Annotated in this window: 23 protein-coding genes and 1 riboswitch; of the genes, 12 read left to right on the forward strand and 11 right to left on the reverse strand. The window is 44.1% G+C overall.

From position 1 onward, the window contains the following. Positions 1-491: 491 nt before the first annotated feature. Together MHB43_RS18520 and MHB43_RS18525 are read right to left on the reverse strand one after the other, a co-directional pair. Positions 492-1,862: an amidohydrolase family protein gene (locus MHB43_RS18520; RefSeq protein WP_405117690.1), complete on the reverse strand. Its 1,371-nt coding sequence runs from the start codon at positions 1,860-1,862 to the stop codon at positions 492-494. 120 nt (positions 1,863-1,982) lie between these two features. Then, the gene (locus MHB43_RS18525) at positions 1,983-2,534 is read right to left on the reverse strand and encodes a CGNR zinc finger domain-containing protein (RefSeq protein ID WP_405117691.1); all 552 of its coding nucleotides are present in this window, start codon (positions 2,532-2,534) and stop codon (positions 1,983-1,985) included. Positions 2,535-2,679: 145 nt separating this feature from the next. Between MHB43_RS18525 and MHB43_RS18530 the strand changes: the two genes are divergently transcribed. The 7 genes from MHB43_RS18530 (at position 2,680) to MHB43_RS18560 (ending at position 8,711) form a co-directional block, all read left to right on the forward strand. After that, a complete protein-coding gene (locus MHB43_RS18530; protein WP_339177056.1) occupies positions 2,680-3,180 on the forward strand; it encodes a DinB family protein in 501 nt (166 codons plus the stop codon). 84 nt (positions 3,181-3,264) lie between these two features. After that, a riboswitch (FMN riboswitch) is annotated at positions 3,265-3,418 on the forward strand. A gap of 144 nt (positions 3,419-3,562) precedes the next feature. Then, a complete protein-coding gene (locus tag MHB43_RS18535; RefSeq protein WP_074095439.1) occupies positions 3,563-4,543 on the forward strand; it encodes a DMT family transporter in 981 nt (326 codons plus the stop codon). Between the two features lie 309 nt (positions 4,544-4,852). Beyond that, positions 4,853-6,349, forward strand: coding sequence for an amidase (locus MHB43_RS18540; protein WP_405117692.1), 1,497 nt, complete (start codon positions 4,853-4,855; stop codon positions 6,347-6,349). Positions 6,350-6,560: 211 nt separating this feature from the next. Further along, entirely contained in the window at positions 6,561-7,073 is a 513-nt protein-coding gene (locus MHB43_RS18545; protein WP_237174895.1) for a DUF3231 family protein, read from the forward strand. A 174-nt stretch (positions 7,074-7,247) separates the two neighbouring features. Further along, positions 7,248-8,087, forward strand: coding sequence for a manganese catalase family protein (locus tag MHB43_RS18550; protein WP_339177060.1), 840 nt, complete (start codon positions 7,248-7,250; stop codon positions 8,085-8,087). A gap of 107 nt (positions 8,088-8,194) precedes the next feature. Beyond that, positions 8,195-8,386: a spore coat protein gene (locus MHB43_RS18555; RefSeq protein ID WP_339185410.1), complete on the forward strand. Its 192-nt coding sequence runs from the start codon at positions 8,195-8,197 to the stop codon at positions 8,384-8,386. Positions 8,387-8,399: 13 nt separating this feature from the next. Further along, a complete protein-coding gene (locus MHB43_RS18560; protein ID WP_339177062.1) occupies positions 8,400-8,711 on the forward strand; it encodes a spore coat protein in 312 nt (103 codons plus the stop codon). Between the two features lie 76 nt (positions 8,712-8,787). Here MHB43_RS18560 and MHB43_RS18565 read toward each other — a convergent pair whose 3' ends face one another. The 3 genes from MHB43_RS18565 to MHB43_RS18575 are packed head-to-tail and all read right to left on the reverse strand — an operon-like array spanning position 8,788 to position 12,740. After that, positions 8,788-9,894: an endospore germination permease gene (locus MHB43_RS18565; RefSeq protein ID WP_339177064.1), complete on the reverse strand. Its 1,107-nt coding sequence runs from the start codon at positions 9,892-9,894 to the stop codon at positions 8,788-8,790. 20 nt (positions 9,895-9,914) lie between these two features. Next, positions 9,915-11,123: a Ger(x)C family spore germination protein gene (locus tag MHB43_RS18570; protein WP_307411499.1), complete on the reverse strand. Its 1,209-nt coding sequence runs from the start codon at positions 11,121-11,123 to the stop codon at positions 9,915-9,917. A 12-nt stretch (positions 11,124-11,135) separates the two neighbouring features. Continuing rightward, positions 11,136-12,740, reverse strand: a complete 1,605-nt coding sequence (locus tag MHB43_RS18575) for a spore germination protein (RefSeq protein WP_339177067.1) — start codon at positions 12,738-12,740, stop codon at positions 11,136-11,138. A 97-nt stretch (positions 12,741-12,837) separates the two neighbouring features. Between MHB43_RS18575 and MHB43_RS18580 the strand changes: the two genes are divergently transcribed. Continuing rightward, on the forward strand, positions 12,838-13,503 hold the full coding sequence (locus MHB43_RS18580; protein WP_272907476.1) for a LysE family transporter: 666 nt from the start codon (positions 12,838-12,840) through the stop codon (positions 13,501-13,503). On the opposite strand, the gene MHB43_RS18585 is transcribed toward MHB43_RS18580, so the two are convergent. Further along, positions 13,496-14,944, reverse strand: a complete 1,449-nt coding sequence (locus tag MHB43_RS18585) for an amino acid permease (RefSeq protein WP_339177069.1) — start codon at positions 14,942-14,944, stop codon at positions 13,496-13,498. The two genes, MHB43_RS18580 and MHB43_RS18585, sit on opposite strands and share 8 nt — an antisense overlap. 173 nt (positions 14,945-15,117) lie before the next feature. Between MHB43_RS18585 and MHB43_RS18590 the strand changes: the two genes are divergently transcribed. Then, positions 15,118-15,471: an AMP-dependent synthetase and ligase gene (locus MHB43_RS18590; protein ID WP_145321997.1), complete on the forward strand. Its 354-nt coding sequence runs from the start codon at positions 15,118-15,120 to the stop codon at positions 15,469-15,471. A gap of 154 nt (positions 15,472-15,625) precedes the next feature. On the opposite strand, the gene MHB43_RS18595 is transcribed toward MHB43_RS18590, so the two are convergent. Beyond that, entirely contained in the window at positions 15,626-16,480 is an 855-nt protein-coding gene (locus MHB43_RS18595) for a manganese catalase family protein (RefSeq protein ID WP_336758586.1), read from the reverse strand. Positions 16,481-16,684: 204 nt separating this feature from the next. After that, positions 16,685-17,548: a manganese catalase family protein gene (locus tag MHB43_RS18600; protein ID WP_339185411.1), complete on the reverse strand. Its 864-nt coding sequence runs from the start codon at positions 17,546-17,548 to the stop codon at positions 16,685-16,687. Between the two features lie 139 nt (positions 17,549-17,687). Here MHB43_RS18600 and MHB43_RS18605 point away from each other — a divergent pair, with 139 nt between their 5' ends. Both MHB43_RS18605 and MHB43_RS18610 read left to right on the forward strand, forming a co-directional pair. Then, positions 17,688-18,437: a YqcI/YcgG family protein gene (locus MHB43_RS18605; protein WP_405117693.1), complete on the forward strand. Its 750-nt coding sequence runs from the start codon at positions 17,688-17,690 to the stop codon at positions 18,435-18,437. 155 nt (positions 18,438-18,592) lie between these two features. Continuing rightward, positions 18,593-19,237 (forward strand): LysE family translocator, encoded by a 645-nt coding sequence (locus MHB43_RS18610; protein WP_221821602.1) that lies wholly within the window; start codon positions 18,593-18,595, stop codon positions 19,235-19,237. Positions 19,238-19,706: 469 nt separating this feature from the next. On the opposite strand, the gene MHB43_RS18615 is transcribed toward MHB43_RS18610, so the two are convergent. The 3 genes from MHB43_RS18615 to MHB43_RS18625 form a co-directional block, all read right to left on the reverse strand. After that, complete coding sequence (locus tag MHB43_RS18615; protein WP_339177074.1) at positions 19,707-20,600, reverse strand: aldo/keto reductase; 894 nt, start codon at positions 20,598-20,600, stop codon at positions 19,707-19,709. A 126-nt stretch (positions 20,601-20,726) separates the two neighbouring features. After that, a complete protein-coding gene (locus tag MHB43_RS18620; RefSeq protein WP_405117694.1) occupies positions 20,727-21,500 on the reverse strand; it encodes an SDR family NAD(P)-dependent oxidoreductase in 774 nt (257 codons plus the stop codon). 115 nt (positions 21,501-21,615) lie between these two features. Continuing rightward, positions 21,616-22,104, reverse strand: a complete 489-nt coding sequence (locus MHB43_RS18625) for a GNAT family N-acetyltransferase (protein WP_076210139.1) — start codon at positions 22,102-22,104, stop codon at positions 21,616-21,618. Positions 22,105-22,283: 179 nt separating this feature from the next. Here MHB43_RS18625 and xerS point away from each other — a divergent pair, with 179 nt between their 5' ends. Next, entirely contained in the window at positions 22,284-23,390 is a 1,107-nt protein-coding gene (gene xerS / locus MHB43_RS18630) for a tyrosine recombinase XerS (RefSeq protein WP_339177077.1), read from the forward strand. Positions 23,391-23,423: the final 33 nt, after the last annotated feature.

Raw genomic sequence — 23,423 nt, forward strand, 5'->3', positions numbered from 1 at the left:
AAATTCCAACCTTCCCCTGCTGTTATCTTCCTTTAGCTTCTATATAAAAAAATCCAGGAAAAATGAATATGTGCTCGGTTAAAGATGTTTGCAACTAATCTAACACGTTATAGCGTTGCTTGGTTAAATTTATTTTTGGAGATCGCTTATTTTGTTGTTTTATCGCGAAAATGTTCATGATCTGTTGCACGTGGATGAATATGAAAATGGATTTAAAACAAAACTGCGTATAATTTATATTATGCGCAGTTTTTAAGAGCCTTATTTTTCGTGAAGAATACCTCTACATCCTTGTTATCTGAAGTTATAAGAATGAGAGCTCTTTTCGTCTTTTTCTGCTGTATCTTCCTCCCTTATCCTGTCTAATTCCACGATATGAAGGCATATAAAAGAGCCACATATCATTATGCGGCCCTTTATTTCTTGCTATAGGTAGAGGTGTATATAAAAATACAAACTGACTTCATTTCAGGTTTTTATGAAAAAGTAAATTATGAGAAAGCAATTCTCTCTGCATCTGACATCCGGTATTGGGTTAACAAATAATCTTTGCTCTGCATCGCCGTATCCCGAATCGCATCCAGATCAACATTCAAAAGTTTGCCCTCTCGCTTCACAAGTCTACCTGCCACAAAGACCGTATCCACATTGGATGGATTGGCAAATTGCACGACAGCGCCGATTGGATCATGAACAGGGAACATATTCAGATCGGTGGTACGAATCATGATCAGATCCGCTTCTTTTCCCGGGGTCAACGAGCCCACCTTCTGCTCCAATCCCAATGCTTGTGCACCAGCTGAAGTTGCAAATCTCAGCACTTGGCTGGACTGCAAGTTCAACTCACCAGGCATCTCACCCTGCTGCAAAAGTTGTTCATTGGCTCTGGATCGTTCAGCTTGAAGTGCAAACTTCATCTGCGAGAACATATCTCCGCCTGTCGACGTTACCACATCTACACCAAGTGTAGGGGTTCCCCCATGTTCAAGAAAATAGCCGGTGGCCGGATATCCATGACCCATCATCATTTCAACTTCAGGTGTGACCGACAAGGAAGCGCCGCTATCTGCCAGCATTTTGTATTCATCCATGCCCATAGTGTTACCATGAACGATATTCACCCGTGGACTTAACAGTCCTGCTTCGTACAAGTGACTAATCGAGCGATCCACAGATCCCCAACTGCCAAATCCGGCATGCATGGAACAGATCGCATCCAGTTCTTGTGCTAGTTCGATCTCTTTCACGGTTGTATCCCAATGACTGAACTCCGGACCACGAATGGCAAGCCCATAAGTAAGTAATTGATCCCGTGATGAAAAATAACGTTCTTTGACTCTTCTCACATCATTATTCGAATACGTAAGTCGACTATCCCGATTCCAGTAGTCCGTCTCACCAGGGACTCCGTGAGCAAATACCGCCCGAATGCCAGCATCCTGAAGTCCACGAATCAGTTCATCCGTGTGGTCAGGGGAATACGGCATGCTCCAATCCAACACCGTTGTCACTCCTGCATTAAGCGCTTCCAAGGAACCGAGCAAGTTGGCAATATAACTATCTTCTGGACGGAGCTTGCTTCCCATTGCACCATAATAGAGATTTTGCAAATAAACTGGTAACGACCAGTTGGTTCCCGCTGTTTTGACAAGTGATTCCCACATATGCCGATGCGTGTCCACCAGCCCAGGCATAATAATCATCGATGAAGCATCAATGATCTCCGCATCCGGAATATCCAGATCGGGTTGAACCGCCGTGATCAACGAATCTTGGATCAGAACGTCCGCCCTCTTATACTGTCCAATTCGAGCATCCATCGACAACACACAGCCATTTTTCAACAGATAACTTGTCCGCACAAGACACATCTCCCATCTGATTTGGTTTGAAAGACGATCATATCCTGCTTACGAATCTGTACTGCTTCTGACTATTTTTTCGCTAGTATATATACATTATATAGTTATTGTTAGTATTTATCAATTTTGGGATTTTCGTTTCGCCCGAAATCTTCTGACCTTCATCAGATTTCCACACATCTTATCATCACAGTACTTCTGTGTTCTGCTTCGGGTATCATCATAGAACATCCAGCGACAATCCGAATTATCACAGATCCGAATCCTATGCCCTTCGCCCTCCACCAAAGTCGTGGCAAAATCAGCAGCTACCTCAGCCATAACCTGATGCCAATGTGCTTCTACAGCTAACAGTTGGAGTTTCAGTTCCTGATCAATTGTAGTCAATGTTCTTCTCACATGCCCTTTTTCCATAATGCCATTTAACCATTGTTTTTCTATATCCGTTAATGATGCTCCAGAAGACAAGCGGGCTCCCAGAGCCTTCAATTTGTTCCTGAAGTTTCTCATGGACAACTCATCTTCTGGAGATGCAGGGACAGAAGCGTTAAGTTGCCATCGAGCCAGAAAGTCTTGCTGCCAGCTCGCCTTCCCAAGCCTGTCCTCCGATCGATCTCCCCCACGCCAGTCGTGATAATCGCTGTTTACAAAATCGGTCCATAACCTGTCCATATATATACCTCCGTTTAGTGTAACCATCTAATTTGATAAAGAAGGTTACAACTCATCTTTGATGTGTTATATTAAGTGTAACCTCATTAACCAGTTTTAGCTAGTTACAACACATATCACAATTATACGCAAGGAGGAAAAGGCAATGACGAAAACAACAGCACTAGATGTGTTACGTATTCAGAAGGATGATACCTGGGATCAATGTAATTGGATTGTACCTTTGTCGAAATCCTTGGAGGGTCTTACAGCAGAACAAGCAGCCTGGATTCCACCCTCAGGGGGATTAAGTATCTGGCAGTTGGTTAACCATATGTATTATTACAACCATCGCTTATTATGTCGCATGCAAGGTAAGGAGCCTACCCTTCCTGCTGTAGACTCCAATGAATACACATTTGGGAATCCTGGAGATGCAACTGACACAGCCGGATGGAATACACTGCTACAAGGTACAACTCGATTAGCCCAACAGTTGCGAGATCAATTGGCTGCACTACAAGAGTCAGATCTTGAAGCCGCATATATGGACTCCGAAGAGAAATGGGCACACGAACTAGCTCGCTGGGTACTCCATGATGCGTATCACGCTGGTCAGATCGTACTCCTTCGCAGACAGCAAGGCAGCTGGAAAATCGTTTTCTAAAAAAAATGCTTGAACTGCTAGCGCTTACAGGAATAAGATGAACTTATTAATGTTACAGCTTGTTCAACACACTATATAATTGAATAGGATCTTCGGGGTAGGGTGCAATTCCCAACCGGCGGTGATGTTCTTCGGAACCAGCCCGCGACTCGCTATTTGTTCTTAACAAAGGACATTTAGCGACTGACTTGGTGTGAATCCAAGGCCGACGGTACAGTCCGGATGAGAGAAGATCAACACATTGACATGCCGTTCACGGGAAGGCCTCTTTCCTGACGCATGTCCTTGGATGAGCCCCCGTTTATTTGGTATATACCAAAACGGGGGCTTTTGTCGATTTTGCCAACTGAAGATTCCGTGTTCTGACGAAGGAGTCCTGAATATGGAAAAGACATCAGCAGCATCACCTGTTTACCGCAAGGAACGAAGTAATACCGGATTCTGGCTTGTAGTTCTAGGCGCCGCCTTATGGGGTGTCGACCCACTCTTCCGCATTATTTTGCTAAACACGATGACATCCACGCAGATTGTACTGGTGGAACATATCATCGTCAGTCTTATTGCCATTCCCGTGCTGTGGAAATTCCGGTCTGACCTGAAAAACCTGCGTGCTCGCCACTGGATTGCCGTGATTTTTATCTCATGGGGAGGATCAGCACTCGCAACGGTATTGTTCACCATGGCACTAACACATAACGATCCAAATACGGTGCTTTTATTGCAAAAAATGCAACCCCTCTTCGCTATCGTGCTGGCTAAACTGTTATTAAAAGAAACCTTGCCACGTCGCTTTGGTGGATTGTTCTTCATAGCATTAGCAGGAACGTACCTGCTTACATTTGGCTTCACATTGCCATTAGGTAACTGGGACAACTGGATTCATGCTGGAAGCTTGTTATCCCTTGGGGCTGCTGCCTTATGGGGAGGTTCAACCGTAATGGGCCGATTGATGCTGGGGCAGGCGCGTTATGAAACGGTCACCTCTCTTCGCTTTGTCGTTGCTCTCCCGCTCCTGATCTTTATGACGTGGAATGAAGGTGCGGCATGGACGTTTCCGTCCGGAACGGGTGAACAGACTGCTGTCATCCTCAACATTCTTGGTCAGGCATTGTTACCAGGTTTGCTCAGTCTTCTGTTGTATTACAAAGGTCTGTCGTCAACCAAAGCATCTGTTGCAACACTCGCAGAACTTAGCTTCCCGATGGCGGGTGTGTTGGTGAACTGGATTGCTTTCCGTACACTGATTACATGGGAGCAGCTGCTTGGTTTTATCCTGATCTGGGTGGCCCTCTTCGCCATTTCCAGACAGCAGGAAAGATCATCAACTGCGGCTGATGCTGCACCGAAGCTGCGTACAGAGTAAGTGGATATATCTGAGGTTCACATATAAACAAATAGTCAAATATAAAATAAAACCATTGCACATCAAATTAGATGAGCAGTGGTTTTTTCAATTCCATTACTCGATCATTTTCTCAATTAGCAATATGAGCTATTAACCCTGTTCTTTATTTCTATATCGCAAATCCTCCGCTCTTCTCCCTCCAACCTCATAACGAATATGCATATCATCGCACTACGTCTCTTCTATGTTTTGTCTTTTGTCTAATCCGGTGGTACGATGACATATGGAATAAACAGATGAATTATATTCAGAGAGGAACGATCATTAATGTCTTCATTCTCATATACCTCCTACGACGCCGTAGGTTTGGCTGAACTGATCCGATCCCGGGAAGTATCCCCGGTTGAAATGCTGGAAGCGGCGTTTGCACGCCTTGAAGAAGTGAATCCGCAACTTAATGCGGTTATTCGTACATATGAAAATCGCGCACGGGAGGAAGCCGGTTTGGTTCGCCCCGGCGAACAACCTTTTGCCGGTGTGCCCCTGCTCCTGAAAGATATTTCGCAATCCTTGGAAGGTGAATTTCTGACTTCAGGCTCCCGTTTGTTCAGCGAGCATCGTGCATTACGCAATTCCAATTTTGTCACTCGACTACGTGATGCAGGCTTTATCATTATAGGACATACCAATACGCCTGAATTTGGTTTAAAAAATATTACCGAGCCCCGTCTTCATGGTCCAACTCGCAATCCATGGAATATCAATCACTCCCCAGGTGGGTCAAGTGGCGGTGCTGCCGCGGCAGTAGCTTCAGGGATTGTCCCGCTTGCCGGAGCCAGTGACGGAGGCGGTTCGATTCGTATCCCGGCTTCCTTTAGCGGCTTGTTTGGATTAAAACCAACACGCGGACGGACACCTGTGGGGCCTGGAGTTGGTCGTCAATGGCAAGGCGCATCCATTGATTTTGCCCTGTCCCGCTCGGTTCGGGACAGCGCCGCCCTCCTCGATACTTTGCAAGTCATTCAGCCTGAAGCTGCGTTTCATGCTCCACTATTTCCAGGCAGTTACTTGGCAGATATGAGCTATCCTCATCAACGCAAACTGAAAATTGCGTACACAACAGATTCACCTGTAGGTACACCCGTCAGCGCAGAAGCCAAAGAATCTGTGCACAAACTCGTTCGCTGGTTGGAAGACCAAGGGCATCTTGTTGAAGAAAAGCTGAGTCCGGTTAACGGAGTCCGGTTGATGGAGAACTACTATATGATGAACAGTGGAGAAATGGCGGCAATGATCTCTTCCATGGAACGTTCCATGGGCCGAATTCTTACCTCAGATGATATGGAGATTGAATCCTGGGTTCTGGCTGAAGCTGGCAAAAAGGTGTCCGCTGCGGAATTCGTGCATAGTCTGGCTGAATGGGATGTTGCCGCTGCTCAGATGTCCACTTTGTTTGAGCGTTACGACTTCTACGTCACACCCGTTAATGCATTTTCTGCGCCCAAAATTGGAGAGTTAACACCTCATGATGAACAGATCCGTAACCTGATGCGGATCAGCGAACTGGACAAGACCCAGCAGCAACAACTCATCTATGAGATGTTTGAGCCAAGTCTTACGTATACTCCGTTCACCCAGCTTGCGAATTTAACAGGCCAGCCTGCGATAAGTGTGCCTTTGCATATGACACCAGAAGGTTTGCCAATGGGTGTTCAGGTGATGGCAACCAAGGGACGTGAAGATTGGTTATTACATCTGGCTGGACAGCTTGAAAAGTCAGAATTATGGATCGGGATGAATGGTAACCCACTTTTTCCAGTCTAAAAATACACGTTGCACTCCTACCAGCAGACCTGTTCTGCTGGTTTTTCCTTTTTGAATAACAAGATAAATTTGTTTAGATTCTCTTAGTTTACATAATAAATATGTTGTTAATTTAGATAACATCCTCGATTCCCCGTTCAGTGCATAATTTTATAGAATACAGGCGATCATAAGTTGGTGGTAAATTAACATACTGGAGGGAAATCAAATCATGGGTATTCTAAGTGGCAACCCCAAGAACGAGCCGATGCATTATGGTGAAATCTTTAGTGTATGGCAATGTTCCACAATAGCCAAAGGCGCTGTGTCTTGCTACCAAGCTTATATGAGTCATGCAGGAGATAAAGATTTGAAGAAAATCTTGGAAGACCTGCTGGACCAAGCCAAACTCGAAATTAAAGAATGTGATACACTATTGACTGAAAATGGTATTGCCCCTGCACCAACACTGCCGGAAAGACCACATGTTGAGTTTGAGGATATCCCGGCTGGCGCAAGATTCACAGATCCCGAGATTGCTGCAAAAGTAACAGCCGATACAGCCATGGGTCTGGTTGCTGCAAGCCAAACGATTGGGCAATCGATCAGAGAAGATATTGGCGCGTTATTTGCTAAATATCATGCAACCAAAACAGCTCTAGGCCTCCGAATTCTTCAAATGAACAAAGAAAAAGGCTGGCTCATCCCTCCACCGCTTCAAGTCAAAAGACCGGATTCAGAATAGAGTTTATTGGAAGACGTCTAACAAAATGTTGTAGTGAATTAAAAAGACAAAGCAGGAGAAGCCCCCATTCTCCTGCTTTGTCTTTTTTAATTTTACTGTTTAATTTCCAATAGACAGGTTAATAAAATTTTGAAATCATCAGAATTTTAAGACATCTTTATTGGAGGGATTCACATGTTTCGACATCAGAAAGAGTTGCAATTTGAAGTCAAAGTAGATCGTCCCGATCCCATGCTTGCACGTCAGGTTCAAGAAGTGTTGGGAGGGCAATTTGGTGAAATGACCGTCATGATGCAGTATCTTTTTCAGGGATTCAATTGTCGAGGTGAAGAGAAATATAAAGATATGCTAATGGATATTGGCACCGAAGAAATTGGACATGTCGAGATGCTCTGCTCATTGATCAGTCAGTTGCTGGATGGTGCTACTCCTGAGGAACAACAACAAGCCGCTAAGGATCCTGTGACAGCAGCAATTATGGGCGGTATCAACCCACAACATCTGCTCGTCAGCGGTCTTGGTGGTTTGCCAACCAACTCTAACGGTGTTCCGTGGAATGGTTCGTATATCGTGGCAAGCGGAAACTTGCTTGCAGACATGCGCTCCAATTTGCATGCCGAGAGTCAGGGTCGCCTTCAGGTGGCAAGACTGTACCATATGACAACTGATGAAGGTGTGCGGGCTACTTTCCGTAAAATGTTAGCACGTGATCGTTATCACCAGTATCAATGGATGGCCGCTATTCAGGAACTGGAAGAAAAGAATGGAGTCGTTGTTCCAGCCTCTTTCCCTCCTGAAGCCGAGCAAGAATCTCAGCCGCAGGCCTATGAATTCTGGAATCTCTCCGAGGGAACTGAATCCGCCGAAGGTTTATGGGCTACAGGAAGTGCACCTGATGGAACCGGAGACTATGTATATATCTCCAATCCTGTTCCAAAGGGACAGATACCTGAGCCCGTCATTCCTGCCACGGAACTTCACCATGACCTGGATATGAGATCAACAGATAAATAAAAAGTTAAATACTATTTTTCTCGAATTAATTATAATAAATCCTGTTTATATGCTTCGCAGCAGGTTATTAGCTATTATAAACAACTATTTTTTGGAGGTGCTTAATGATGGCAACTAAGGAACTTGCATTACATGAGAAACTCGAAGTACATGAACTGCTAACTCTCAAAACTTCGTGTGCCACCAAAGCCGTAACGATGCTGGAACTCGTAAAAGACGACACACTAAAATCCTTAATCGAAGATGATTTGGACAACTCTTCCAACGCTATTGAACAATTAAAATCTCTATTAAAATAAGGAGGGTTCTCTTATGACTACAACCAAAACGAAAGAAATGCTCGTTAAAGCCGTTGCTCCCATGGATGATATGGCCATTGCCACCGATATGCTTCTTTCTGCTAAGTCGGCGGTACGTACCTATGCGATAGCCCTTACCGAAACTGCAACCCCCCGAGTTCGGAAAGTCCTTAAAGCTCAATTGGATACGGCAATCGAAAGCCACCAAAAGATCGCAGACTATATGATCAAGAATGAGATGTATCATCCCTATAGTATAGAAGAGCAAGTTAAACACGATATGGAGAAATCAGACATGGCGTTGAAATTGTTGGATGACAATTAATGGTTAACGCCTAAAGCGACTCAGTTACGACTGGGTCGTTTTTTGATTCCAGAGTATATGAATTTCATATTTAAAGCTAGTTTTTTTCGCTTTTCTGCATCCCTTTCTTTCTCAGGAGAATGACGACCAATAGTAGTATGGGTAAAAAGATTTGAAATACAGGAGAACTATAATTCAAAGTGAATCCTCGCCCTATCTCAATATGTTCTGTGAATGTCGGTGATAAAAAAGACAACCCATATAGAACAAGCCCTACTGGAAACACCCATTTCCTATAGTTCGCTCCAGTTACTCTTTCGAGTCCAATTACGGCGCCATGGAAAAATGCAGCCATTTTAATACCCAATCCGAGGAAAAGGAGTAAAGTGAACAAGGCATCCATCCGTTCAAACACTTCAGTCAAATTGATTAATTGTACTGTCTCCAAAAGCGGGAGTGTACTATAGGCAGCAATCTGAGGACCCAAGACAAAAATGATAAGTTGATTGATAAATGTTAAAGCGAGAGCCGTTAGGATATAGGCGATGATCACCGCTCTGTTAAGATTCCTTCCTTTCCGAGCATAGGGATAAAAGACCAGGAATAAGACAACCTGCCCAAATGGAAAGGATACGATCTCCGGAAAAGCAGCTTGAAAAATCGGCTTCCACCCATTCTCCATAACAGGCAAGGCCAGATCCGAGTGAAAAAGACCTGTTGTTGGAATTAAGAAACTGATTAACGCATAGCCCAGCGCCATGAGCGGAAACAGAATCATACACATGAGAAACAGTACACGATATCCATATCGTACGGTGTTGGATACAACGATAATGATGATCATGCTGATGATCCACATCGACGTTCTGTTCAGTAAGGTCAATTCAGTGACTTCACTGATGTCACGTAAATTTCGTGAAGCCTCATAGGCGAAATAAGCTACAAATGAAAGGCTTACGATTGTCCCTAGTACTTTTCCCATATAACGGCGACACAGAAGAAACAAATCCAATTCAGGTTCCTGATGATGAATAGCCAGATGTAGGAGTAGTAACACCAAGCCACCAGCAGCCCCGGCGAGCATGGCTAACCATGCATCCTGTTTGGCATCTCCACCTATCAGAAACAAGGTTGTACTGCCAACTTCAAATAAGGAAAGACAAACAGCCAATTCGGATACGCGAAGCTCCCTAGACAATTTCATGATTGAACCTCTCCTTGGTGTTAGTCTTTCTGTTCGCCAAGCAACTTGCTGAAAGAATCTTGAAGCAAACCTACTCGTTCCAAAGTTACGTTTACGTTTATGTTAATATCCATCTGTGCCAATTCACTAGACCAGTTGTCTTTTAGAACTTTCCACTCTTTGGGATGTCTTTGATGTATTTTGTTCGCGATCCCCAACATATCGACATGAAGCCTCTGGTTCCCTCTCCATCCGTCCAATATCTGTGCTTGAATGACTTGTTCAGCCTGTCGCTGCAATTCATGAATAGTGTGTGTTCTAACTATATCCTCACCAGATGTGCTCTCATCCAGTTCAGCGTCGACCTTTGCATCTACCTGAACAGCATAATGAAGCCCCTTTTTCACAGGAACGACCTTAACTTTTGCTTTGCGCACAAGAAAAGAGTTCACCTCCCCCTTTGCACCTTTATAGGTCAAGTTGGTCCAGTTCACCCTGTCTGTTAGCCAGACGATACCCATACTTTCTTTTTGGTTCAGAACTCCGATCTTTTTGTCTTTGAGAAATACACTTAATCCTTGAATTCTTAAATTCCCGGGTATTGATGTTTCCTTAAAAATATCAATTGAACTCTGTTTGTTATCGCCCAGTGTATCTGTTGTAACACCAGGAATTCCGGCTGATCCACTGTCTGAAGTGATCTTCAGAGCAACCTCATGTATGTTCATCACGGGATAGTACGACCCTTTTTCATTATTCCGTTCCAAAATCTCGGATAAAGCACGGCCAGGCTGTTTCTCTGGAGGAATCAATTTTTCGAGATACTCCCTTGCTTGACCATCTGCAATAATAAGTTTGGCAGATTCCCGAGAACCAATATTTCGATAATAGTGATCCATGATCTCCGCAATCCCGTATCTTGCCGCTTCTTCACCAATCAGAACGACATTGGTATGTGCAAAATATAATCTTTTGGGATTCTCCACGCTGCTTTGGGCAACAGCTTCCCGAATCGTTTTGCCTTCTGATGAAAATGTGTTCACGGGGGCTTGAGATCCACCAGACGACGACCCAATTGAACTGCTCGCTGGTGGTACAATAATCTGATAGGTAATGATCCACTTTCCGTTTTTTCGATCAAATCCTGTTGCTGTTGCGATGCCCAGATCATTTAATTCTGTGCGATTTCCACAACCAGCAGTAATCAGTCCAACCATGAGTAAGATTAATATGGACTGCAAACGAATCATATAAATCGCTCCTTATTCGTTCTCAGCTTCATTAATACGGTCTATAATGTTATCCGATCCTGACGGGTATTGATGAGGGGCTTGTCTCGTCTTATTCGTATTGGACTTCTCATCAGGTCTAGTCTTCATAGCCCACCAGGGTACTCTCAACCACAGATCCTTCATATTTGACTTGAAAAACGGACTATACGGCATCAGATAGTCAACGCCAAATGACTTCAGAGATACCAGGTGTGCAAGTAATGGGATGGCTCCGGCCAATATGCCGTACAGCCCCAGCGTACCTGCCAGTACCATAAACGGAAAACGTAATAGCCTTACTGCTGTGGCCATACTGAAATAGGGTATAGCAAAATTCGCTATTGCTGTAAAAGAAACCACAATGACCATCGCGCCTGAGACCAATCCCGCCTCTACCGCAGCTTGTCCGATGACCAATGCACCAACAATGGAGATTGCAGGTCCAATGGCTCGCGGCATTCGCACTCCAGCTTCACGAATGACCTCGAACGTGATTTCCATAAGGAGAGCTTCAAGTAATGCCGGGAAAGGGACCCCTTCCCGTTGTGCAGCCAGGGTGACCAATAACGTTGTAGGTATCATCTCCTGCTGAAAGGTGGTTAGTGCGATGAAAGTCGAAGGCAGCAACAAAGATACGAGGAAACAGATTAACCGTATAATCCGCAGAAAGGTAGAGATATCATAACGCTGATAATAATCCTCGGGCGTTTGAAAAAAATTAAAAAAAGTCACAGGTGCAATCAAGGCAAATGGCGTACCATCTACCATAATGGCTACTTGACCATCCAATAGACTGCCGGCAACCGTATCTGGGCGCTCCGTATTGATCATGGTCGGAAAAGGAGTAAGCGGTGCATCCTCAATAAATTCTTCTATGTAACCACTCTCGAGTATACTATCTGTGTTGATGGCATTTAAACGCCTAGTAACCTCTTCAATGACTTGTGGCTTTGCAATACCCTGGATGTAAGCCAGTGCAACCACTGTCTGGGTGTACTTTCCAATGGTATGCATCTGGAATTTTAAATCAGGAGTTCGTATTTTTCGTCGAACAAGAGTAATGTTGGTCGTTAGTTCCTCTGTGAATCCTTCCTTTGGTCCTCTGACCACCGTTTGGGACGTGGGTTCCTCTACAGATCTTCTGGCTCCTCCGGCGATCGGCACTGCAAGAACATTCTTTACACCATCAATAAGAATAACGACGTGGCCTGTTAACAAAGTTTCATAGATAAGTTGCGGCGAATCAATATTTCGGATATTTCCGGCGGGTAAGATTTTTTTCACTAACACATCTTTAGGCTGATCTCCCGGTAGCGGATCTGTATTCATCCATTGAATGATATTGTCCATAAGTTCAACCAACAGCGTAGAATCTGTTAACCCTTCCATGTAACAAACAGCTAGAGCAGTACCCTCCTCCTCTAACATAGGGAACTCCCGAACTACAAAATCAGGACTATACTCAAATGCCTCGATAATACTGTTAAGTTTATCTTCTAGCGAAATATCCAGTCTTTGTGAATGTTGTGTTCGTTTATTGAATGTTTCTCCTTTCTTTTGTGATGTAAATACCTCCTTTATCCAACGTATAAGCATACAATCACCCCCACTATTTCCGAGTAATATGGATCAATCGTGCAAAAAGTATACATTGCCCTGAATAATCATGTCCTACAAAAGCATTTTGAAGAATATGCTGTTACAGTATGGGAAGGAGGACAATCTTATTTATATACTGTTAGGTTATGTGATCCTGGGGCTATCACTTTCAGCCCCTATTGGACCCATCAATGCTGCGCAATTGGACAAGGGTATTCGAGGTGGGTTCATGCCTGCCTGGTTTGTTGGACTAGGAGCCATCGCAGCTGATATCATCTACATGCTGCTGGTGTATTTCGGCATCGTACATCTGCTTGAACTTCCGTTTGTAAGGGTATTCCTCTGGATGTTTGGTTGTTTTGTATTGATCTATACGGGTGTGGAAAGTATTAAAAATGCAGGAACCCTTGCCCCTTCTCAAATGAGAGGAGATGATTCGGAGCTTGTCAAGTCATTTACTCAAGGATTCCTGATGTCTCTGTTTAACCCTCTTTCCATCATGTTCTGGCTAGGCATTTATGGCTCTGTTCTAGCCAAGGCCGTAAATGACTCCCCTATGGATCAATTGTTGATTTATAGTGGAGCTATCATCTTTGGCGTACTTCTGTGGGATCTATTCATGGCGACTACCGTAAGTTTTTTTCGCAAATACCTCACTTCTACTGTGCTTAAAGGAATTGCTCTCATTTCCGGACTTTCTTTAGTCGGTTTTGGCTGTTACTTCGGATATAAAGCCATTCAATTTCTCTTCTTTATTTGAGTTTGTTTTTTTTGCGTAACCGAATACCCGTGATGTGATAACTGCTTATACCCGTAGAATGCTGCTCATTTTCTTCACTTTCGTCTTTCTCGGCGTTTGATGATGTTTGGGACGCAGGTTTCTTCTTGCGAATCCGTTGTACAATAACGTCACTAATGGCAATGAGAGAGACAAGCAATAAGCTAATATAGAAACCTGGTCTGCTGAGTGCATGAAAAAGCGTTCCTGTGACTGCAGTAGCGATTAACAATAAGCCGATCCATCGTTTGATCACATCAAACTTGCCTGATTTCAACAGTTTACCGGAGGATAACAAAATAAACGACCAGTTGTACAGAAGCATCAGTCCAGCTGCAGTCGTGATGTATTCATATACTTTGCCTGGGAGTAAAAGAGACATGATGATCGTACCAACTAACCCACAACCAATGAGGGACAAGGCAAATAACGGATACTTCGTTTTCCACTTTCGAGAAAATAACTGCGGGGCGTCTCCCTCCTGAGCGAGGGTAATAATCATAGACGTCACCGCATAGAGCGAAGCTGTCATCGTTGAAAATCCGGCTACAATGAGCACCCCGTTGAACAAATGTGGGACAAAAGCAAGGTGATCGCTACTGAGTGCCAGTACAAATGGACTCTCTTTGGGATTGAATGCATTTAAAGGAACCATAATTAACGCGAGTCCAATGGATACAACATATACGGTGGATAGCGCAATGAGCATGACTTTTCCTGCCTTTGGGGCATCCTCCGGTTTTTGAAGCCGATATGACATAATGCCAAGAACTTCAATACCTCCATAAGCATAGAACGCAAAAAGAAACGCAGACCACAATCCGATGCCACCCTTTGGAAAAATAGCTGCCATATCCAGCGGTACTTTGTGTTCATACTTGGTTCCCCCAATCCACCCTGCGAGAAGGGCGATGGCAAGCACCAAGAACATGATGATGGCTGCAATTTTAATGATAGCCAGTACATTTTCAACCCGGTCAAATCCCTTGTTACCGAAGAATACAATACAAAGACCTACAATTCCGAATCCTGCAGCAAAGATCCAGAGCGGAACAGACGGAAACCAGAACCTGGAGAAAATGGACAATGCGGTTAGCTGACTCCCCATAATGAGCAACTCCGAAAACCAATAGAACCATCCGCTAGCAAAGCCTGCCCAACTTCCAAAGGCTTTCTTGGCATATGAGCGAAAAGATCCTTGTTCCGGATGGTCCGCTGTCATTCTCGCGAGCGCATCAAAAACTACATATGTACCCAAGGCCGCCAAGATATAGGCCAGCAGCACAGCTGGACCACCAATCGAGATCGCAAGGCTGGAACCCAGAAAATACCCTGTACCAATTGTTCCTGCCACACCTAGCAGACTTAATTGCCACCATTTCAGTTTCTTTTCTTCTGTAGCGTTAGTCGATGCTTTACTCATGTTGTCATTCCTTTTCTGTATCATTTTAGGTCACTAAAGGTAGCCTTCCCAATCCACAGCGAATCATGTTCATAAATTAATCCTTATTTCAGACAAACTGGATATATTGAATAATTCTTGAGGCCTCATTAAATAATACACGAGTACATCAAAACACATAGGAGGTTTTACACATGAATCAGTTCTCTCAATCGCAGCAAATTACGCAGTTGGCTCAACAACTTACACAACAAACACAGCAGGCTTCGATGCAATATCAACAACTACTTAGACAAGAACAAAGCAACGCTCAACAACTTGAGCAATTGGCACAACGCGAGCAACAAGCTGCACATATGATCCAGACCGCACTGCAAGGACATCAAACCGCCATCCAGCAATTACAACAAATCTCCAATCTTGCACAACAACTTGCACACTCATCTTCACAGCACGTATCTTATCTTGAGCAGCCATACAACACTCCCAATATCTCAACTAATGGTCAATCCTTTGGTTCGTATTCGAATCAAAACCGCCCGCAATAACATTTTCATGTAACACATAAAGGAACCCAGCTTTGGGTTCCTTTTTTATTCGTTGCAAAAAAAGAGAGCACAAGTGTCTCTTTTTTCGTCATTACCTTGAGTTTCATACCCGTCCTATACTATAGAGTGCTTGTTCATACTTGATGTTCATTCTTTATGCATTGAGATCATGTATCCCTGGGCTATGCTCATTTGGAAGTTCAGGCATATAAGGAAGTGGATATCCTTGTGGGGGATCGATTACCTGCAGTTCCCCACCATTACGACTTGGCGTTTGACCACTGAAAATCTCAGCGATGCGTGTATTGTCTAAACGGAAATTAAACTGCGCATTGTGGAAGCCCATATCTACATATTTCCGGCATTCGGGATATTTATTAATGTCATAGTTGGGAATCGGGAATATTTTGCCCCAATTCACACCCAGGGTCTCCAGTGCTTTGGCAAATGCATTTTGATGCGCATTATCACGAACAATCAGGAAACCCAGCGTTTCACGGAATGCTTTGTTGGTACTCATTTCATATATTCTTGATTTTTGCAACACACCCGTAGACTCCAACACAATATTATCAAGTAAGTTGCTTACCAGATTCCCATGATCGTACACATAGTTTCCAAGCCATGGATTACCTGCAGCATCAACAGGCAATGAGCTCTGAGCCCCCATGATGTAATGATGCGGGTTGGCATGTTTAATCGCTTCATCCAATGGAGCACCGTCGACCCCTGCATCTCCCGCGCCCTCTGCACCGGCTCCCGTTAATAACTGATTAATGGTTTGTTGCACCAGTTCAATATGGCTTAATTCCTCAAGAAATACACCACGGATCAGATCTCTAAACTGCGTGGCGTTGCCCCGAAAATTACTGCTTTGAAAGAAAAATTGCATCATCGTCCGCATTTCACCGAATTGACCGCCAAGCGTCTCTTGCAATACTTTTGCTGCCGCGGGATCAGGCTTGTCTGGTACGATCATATTGATCAGGTCTTCACGATAAAAAAACATGGTTTTCCTCCATTCTGAATTAACTTACTATTCTAGTTTCTGTTCCCTTCCTAATTTTATGTAAACCAGCCGTTAACAATCTCTGGTATTGGCTCCAACCTCATAAAACAAATAGAAGTGCATGAACTAGAATAATGCATTCTGTTAATGAAAAGGGAAACAGAATATATTCTGTTTCCCTTTATCTATTTTGAATACATATTCTTATGGCATAAACGGTGGCATATCAGCTGAACTTCCTTTTCTTAGAACCTCAGGTGGGGTATCAAAAATATACGGCGGAGCTGGCGGAAGTTTAGGCGCAGGTGCCAAAGGCTGAGGATGCTGAACATATTGGAAAGTACCTTGCCCATCCATACTTGGACCGTGAGCCCACCGTCCGGTTGCGCTCTCATCACCACGAGAGAAGTTAAAGAGAACATACGCCACATCTCTCTTCTCAAGTTCTTTCGGGAACGTACTGGGCACAACAATTCCTTCTTTTTCTTCAAGTTCTCTTATCGCTGCAATCCACTGATTCTGATGCATGGTATCCCGAGCAAGCAACCACGATAACATGTCTTTCACACCGCGGTCATTGGTCATTTCATATAACCTGGCAACCTGAAGTCTGCCTTGAGATTCTGCTGCTAGATTATGTCTGAAATCAGCTAATAAATTACCACTTGCTATTGTGTACTTTGCATTCCAGGGATATCCATTACTATCGGTTGGGGCTGCTCCTAGTCCGCTTACAATCGCGTGTTGTGGATTGCTCCCACCGAGTATCGCATTAATAACTGGGTCTTTGGCGGCTTCTTCCAGTGTGGCTAATGGAGCATTGTCCAGCAAGCGAGCGATCATCGTAGCCAGCATCTCAACATGAGCGAGTTCTTCGGTTCCCGTATCCATAAGAAGGTCCTTATATTTCCCATCTCCACGGACATTCCAGCCTTGAAATAAATACTGCATGGCTACGGTAATTTCGCCAAATTGTCCTCCCAGTACTTCTTGTAGTTTTCTTGCAAATACGGGGTCGGGTCGATCCGGCTTGGCATGATACTGCAATTCCTTGATATTAAAAAACAACATATCACCTCATCCGTTTAAGATAAGTGATATGTATGTTTATTACATCGATCACTTGCATGTCTCCATAACAAAAATAAGTTGGACTGTCACCATTTTTCCCTTGGGTTATATCCTATAGGTAAAAGGAGGACTATTCATGTCGTTGTTGTTTTCATCTTCTGAGATTGAGAATGAGGAGATTCCTCTCGAAACCTGGAAAAGAGATGCTTACCGTTTATTCTCTTCGAAAATGAGTGACCGGGAGGCTCGATTTCCCTGTATTCCGGCTACACAGGCTTTTGCCCTGGGTCACCTTCGATACGGTTTTGTTTCTAATTTCGGAGACGACTCTGCAGAACGTAATGTATCAGACATACTCAAGGAATATGGAGAATGCTCTCGTTCATTCGGAGAATATTCTTCATTGATTTTATTTTTTGATAAGGAAAAACAAGTCCGGGATGTATTGGCCTATGAAACAGCCTTCTGGGATTTATTAAGCCAGATTAGACACTTGGATAACAAGCCTTGGCCAAAAGATATTCCAGAAGACCCAGAGCATCCCATGTGGGAGTTTTGTTACAATGACGAACGGTATTTTGTCTATTGCGGGACGCCAGCCCATGTATCACGACAAAGTCGCCACTTTCCTTATTTCATGTTAGCTCTAACACCGCGCTGGGTACTCGATATATGGAACGCACAACCTCAGAAAGCTGCAGCGATTGCTCCAAGAATCCGCGCACGCTTGGCTACCTACGATACCATACCGGCTCATCCCGAATTAAAGCAATACGGATCACAAGGCAACCTGGAGTATAAACAATATTTTTTGCGAGATGACGATACCGCTCCTTCCAAATGCCCGTTTCTTCGATCCCTTCAGCAGGACAACGTAAAGGAATAGCTTAAATCGATTCTAAAAATACTCTCCTCCGAATAAACTCTATACCACCCATTTATAGGAGGAGAGCCCTGTGCTCCATACTCGCTACAACTACATAAGCAGCTGGACAAGCCCTATCGAAATAAGAATTCATTACAGACGGAAAGGAAATGACAATGGAAATCTATATTAAGTTCGTCCTGATTGGTCTCGCTATTGCCATGCCAGTGGGAGCAATTACTGTAGAGATGACCAAGCAGGGATTGAGAAATGGGTTTATCCATGGCTGGGCCGTCGGTCTTGGAGGCATGACAATTGATGCTGGTTTGATCCTGGCCATGTACTTCGGGTTTGCTTCCGTCTTATCTCTTCCTTATGTACAAATTCCACTATGGCTTGCGGGAGCGGGATTTCTTGCCTTTCTGGGATACGATTCGATCCGGAACTCCGATCTGGATATGGCAACATCAGATAATACAAAAGGAAAAATCAAAAAATCGTTTTGGAGGACATACCGCAATGGCTTATTGGTAGCGGTTTCCCCTGGTAATCTTATTTTTTGGATATCTGTTTTTGGTGTTGTATTGTCCGATTCATACCAATCTACCGGTAAGCTGAGTTTTATCATTGCAGGATTTGGCGTACTATGTGGAATTCTCATTCATGACCTGGGTCTGCTCTCCATTGTATCTGTGACACGAAAAGTAATGAGCAAAAAAATGATACAAGCAGTCTCTGCCATGGCTGGAGTGCTTTTGCTGGGTTTCTCGTTCTACTTTTTATATAAATTTATATTGGCTCTGTGGCTTCTATTTCAGTAGTTATTTCGAGAAATTAAGGTTGTTCCTTCTGAAAAAGGGGCAACCTTTTCTTTGGATTCCTTTTCCATACGCTGCTGCAGGTACTTTTCTGGAATATCTAATTTTTTAATCAGAAATCATTTGACTTTCACAGTGAAGGATGGCAGTTCATTTAGTCGTGGGGCGTGCTGAATCGTATCTAAAAGGTAGGTAGTAACAGCGGTGTGCGTTCTTTTCTATTGTGAATTTTTCATATGTTGAAATATTATATTAGTGGCGAATTAGCTTTTAGAGCCAACATAGTTATCGTTTATCGTTGTCTCAAAAATAAAGTAGTATGCTTAAGATGGTTTGGGACATTTTACGAAATAGTTAGATTATTTAGTTGTTGTGAATTTTTCATATGTTGAAAATATAAGGTTTATGACAAAAAGAAAGCTGCCTATAGGCAGCTTCGCAAAATTAAAATCCATTTGGCAAATGCAAAGAATCAGGTCCGGCCAGTCCATTCTGCTCCGGCGATTTCTTTCCATCGTGCTCTAATCTCATCATACAGTTCCTGCGGAAGTGGCCCTTTAGCCACAAGATCAGCATTTTGCTGCCAGCGATTTGGCTTGGCTGTTCCTACAATAGCTGTGTCTACACCTTCGGTACTTAGTGTAAAACGCAGTGCAGTTTCCACCGCAGCCTGGGCATCTTCACCCAGAAAACCATAGTTGAGTTCGCTTAAGCGCTTCCAGTATATAAAGGGATACGCCTCTTCCGAAAGTGTTTCATACGTCCAGGCTGCATTGGCAATAGGTCTTTTGGCGATTACACCCATGTTTCTTTTTCTAGCCTCAGGCAACGTAAGTTCAATCGCTTCCTGATCTGCGATATTTAATGAAGTCTCCAGACTGTCAAATACCCCCGTTTGAATCGCATATAGCGCATCTGTAGTATCCCCACTGTATCCGATAAATCTGGTTTTCCCTGCTTCCTTGGCACGTTGCAGTACTTCGATTACTGCTCCTTGTCGGAGTACTTCTTCAGAGCAGCTATGCAAATGGATAACATCCACATAGTCCGTTTTCAACCGTTTCAGGCTACGGTCAATCGTTTGCTCCAGTACTTTGGCATCCCAATCCGGACCTTCGATCCCGGCAGCATGTCCACATTTGGTGAACAAATAGTAGTCATCACGCCGATGTAACAGCACCTCACCGATTAATTCCTCGCTGTCCCCGTAACATTCAGCCGTGTCAATTACGTTTAATCCTGCATCGAGGGCACTATTCAGCAATGTCGCTACATCCGTTTTGGATACATCTTTGCCTATTTCCGCTCCGCCAAATCCAAGTGTACTTACGTTCATGCCAGTATTACCATACTTGCGCGTTTCCATGGTTATCTTCCTCCAAGTTCAGTGAATTGGGTACAGATAAATAGAAATGATTAACTATCCCTATGTTATTACCCATGAGTTGGTTATGCCACCCACTTTTCTAGGCTGCACCCCAACTTCATTTATTTAGAAGCCATAAATGGACATTCCACCATCAACCAATAACGTCTGACCCGTTATGTACCCTGCTGCATCTGATGCCAGGAATACAACTGGTCCTACCACTTCTTCCAGTTCTCCCACTCGCTGTAGCGGTGTGCGGCTTACAATTTCCTGCAAATACTGAGGATCATCCAGCAGCTTTTCAGTCAAAAGTGTTCGGAAATACCATGGCCCTACTGAATTGACACGGATTCCATACTTGCCCCATTCCAGTGCGAGCACTTTGGTCATATGGATTAACGCAGCTTTGGTCGCGCCATATACAACCCCTGTCCGTAAAGCCGTATGCCCACCTACCGAAGAGATGTTAATGATCTTCCCAGTCCCACGTTCTTTCATATGCTGACCAGCCAATTGCGAAGCGAAGAAAGCCGATTTTAAGTTTGTCTGCATGATGGTCTCCCACTGCTCGTCCGTTACTTCAAGTGCTGGCGTCCGTATGTTCATACCTGCGTTATTCACCAGAATATCTAGGCTGCCCATCTCCGAGATCGCCTCTTGAAACGTCTCTTCCATTTGTTCTCTTGATGTCACATCCGCAGACAGAGCGAGCGCTTTACGCCCTGTCTGTTCATAGATGTAGGCGGCTGTCTCCTCAATTTCTTTCATCGTTCGGGATACAAGTACAACGTCACTGCCTGATTGGGCAAGTCCAATCGCAATTGCTTTTCCGATCCCTCTCCCTGCACCTGTCACCAGTGCTGTCTGTCCATCAAGATGGAATGTGGGTACGTTCATGTTGCTCACTCCTTCATCAGATTTATAAGTTGAACTAAAGATTATTTACACTGACACTACGATGACAGAATAACCTTCCATCAATGCTTATATGTAATTGAAACCCTGACGCGAATCAGGTTACAAAATACTGGCTTGGATTGCCCAGCTCCGGATGGAACTTCTCCCGAAAGCGTCCTCCCGTATATTCCCCTATAATTTTTCGCCAGAACGCCTGGGCAATGACATTGTTCCGAACCTGGGTTACTTTCCATCTGCCAGGAAAACGTTTAAACAATTCATATGCTGCCCGAGTGCCCACTCCACTGCGCCGATATTTTTGCATCACAAAAAACTCAGTCAAATAGTAGTCATTATCCTTGCTTCCAGGCTCCAATTTCTCCACCAGAGCAAACCCTGCAGGTGCCCCATCACTTGTAATCAAAAAAGGAAACTTGCGGTCCTCCTCTGTCCAGAATGCCTCCAGACCGGGATACTCCGGAAAAATGCCGTTACTGTCTACGTCAATATTCAGATATTTGGTAAAATCATATAGATAAAATTGCATTAAATGCCGAATCACCTGACTGCGTTCCCGGGGAACCAGTTCTATTTTCATATTCATCCGGTTCACCTCCTCTGCTCTACCTATATTGATTACTTTAAAGGTTTACGTGCCGAAGGGCAAGGAAGCATACCCTACTTATTGCCTGCTTTGGTGAACAAGCTGTGAGCATGTAAATTATGGTACACTAGAACATAGAATACTATTAAATTGAATATTAATTTTATCATGTTTTTCACATGGAGGTGTCGAACTTGACCAACGTGCAAAAAGAGATTGATCGACGCAAGCTGGATGACAAACTACCTTCCATGCCTTGGTTCGTTCAGCAATTCATGGACTATAAACTGCCTGACCTGTCCCCCTCTACCCTGCTCGAATATCTGAGAGATTACGAAGCTTTCTTCGGATGGTTGCGAGCAGAAGGGCTCTCCGAGGCAAGCTCTAATAAAGAAGTTACGTTGACTGAACTGGAAGTACTTCGCATGGATTCGGTTACCGCCTATCGGTTATTTCTCACAACCAAACGGGAAGGAACCAATTCGAGAGTTACCGTCTCTCGCAAACTCTCTTCCCTTCGCTCCCTTTTTCATTATCTGAGCCAGATTGCGGAAGATGAAGACTTTTATCCGTTGCTGAAGCGGAACATTATGGCCAAAATCGAGATCAAACGTACCCATAAACCCAAGGACACCGCTGCCAAACTCAAAGGTAAAATCCTGGAGGAAGAGGAACTGCTGGAATTTATCGGTTATATCCTTGAAGGTTACGCTGTTGATATGGAGAAGAACAAGCAGGCAATCTATTCCCATGAGCTCAATAAAGAACGGGACGCTTGCATTGCCAGCCTGATTCTCAATTCAGGTTTACGGGTGTCGGAAGTTGTGAACCTGAACGTCGATGACCTCGATCTGAACAACAAACTCCTGTATGTTTATCGCAAAGGTAACAATGATGAGACGTACAAAACACCCGTTTATTTCAGGGAACAGGCCAAGGACGAACTCGCGACCTATATGAATCTGCGGCAATCACGTTACCGTACGCCCAAGCGGGAAAAAGGTCTGTTCATTGCCATGCGAAACGGAGATTCAGAAGGAAGTCGAATGACCAAAAGAGCGATCCAGGCCATGATTATGAAATACGCCAAGCGCTTTGGCAAACCATACCTGACTGTGCACAAATTACGCCATTCATTCGCAACGGACTATTATTTGCAAAATGATATTTACAAAACAAAAGAGCAGCTCGGCCACGCTTCTACGGAAACGACCGAGATCTATGCTCACCTTACCGACAAAACGATGTCCGAAGCCATCGAACGCCGTACTGACGACGGGATGTAACATCCCGAACAACATAAAAGCAGCAAGCCGTAT

This window comes from Paenibacillus sp. FSL H8-0317 (assembly GCF_045040685.1).
GTDB lineage: Bacteria > Bacillota > Bacilli > Paenibacillales > Paenibacillaceae > Paenibacillus.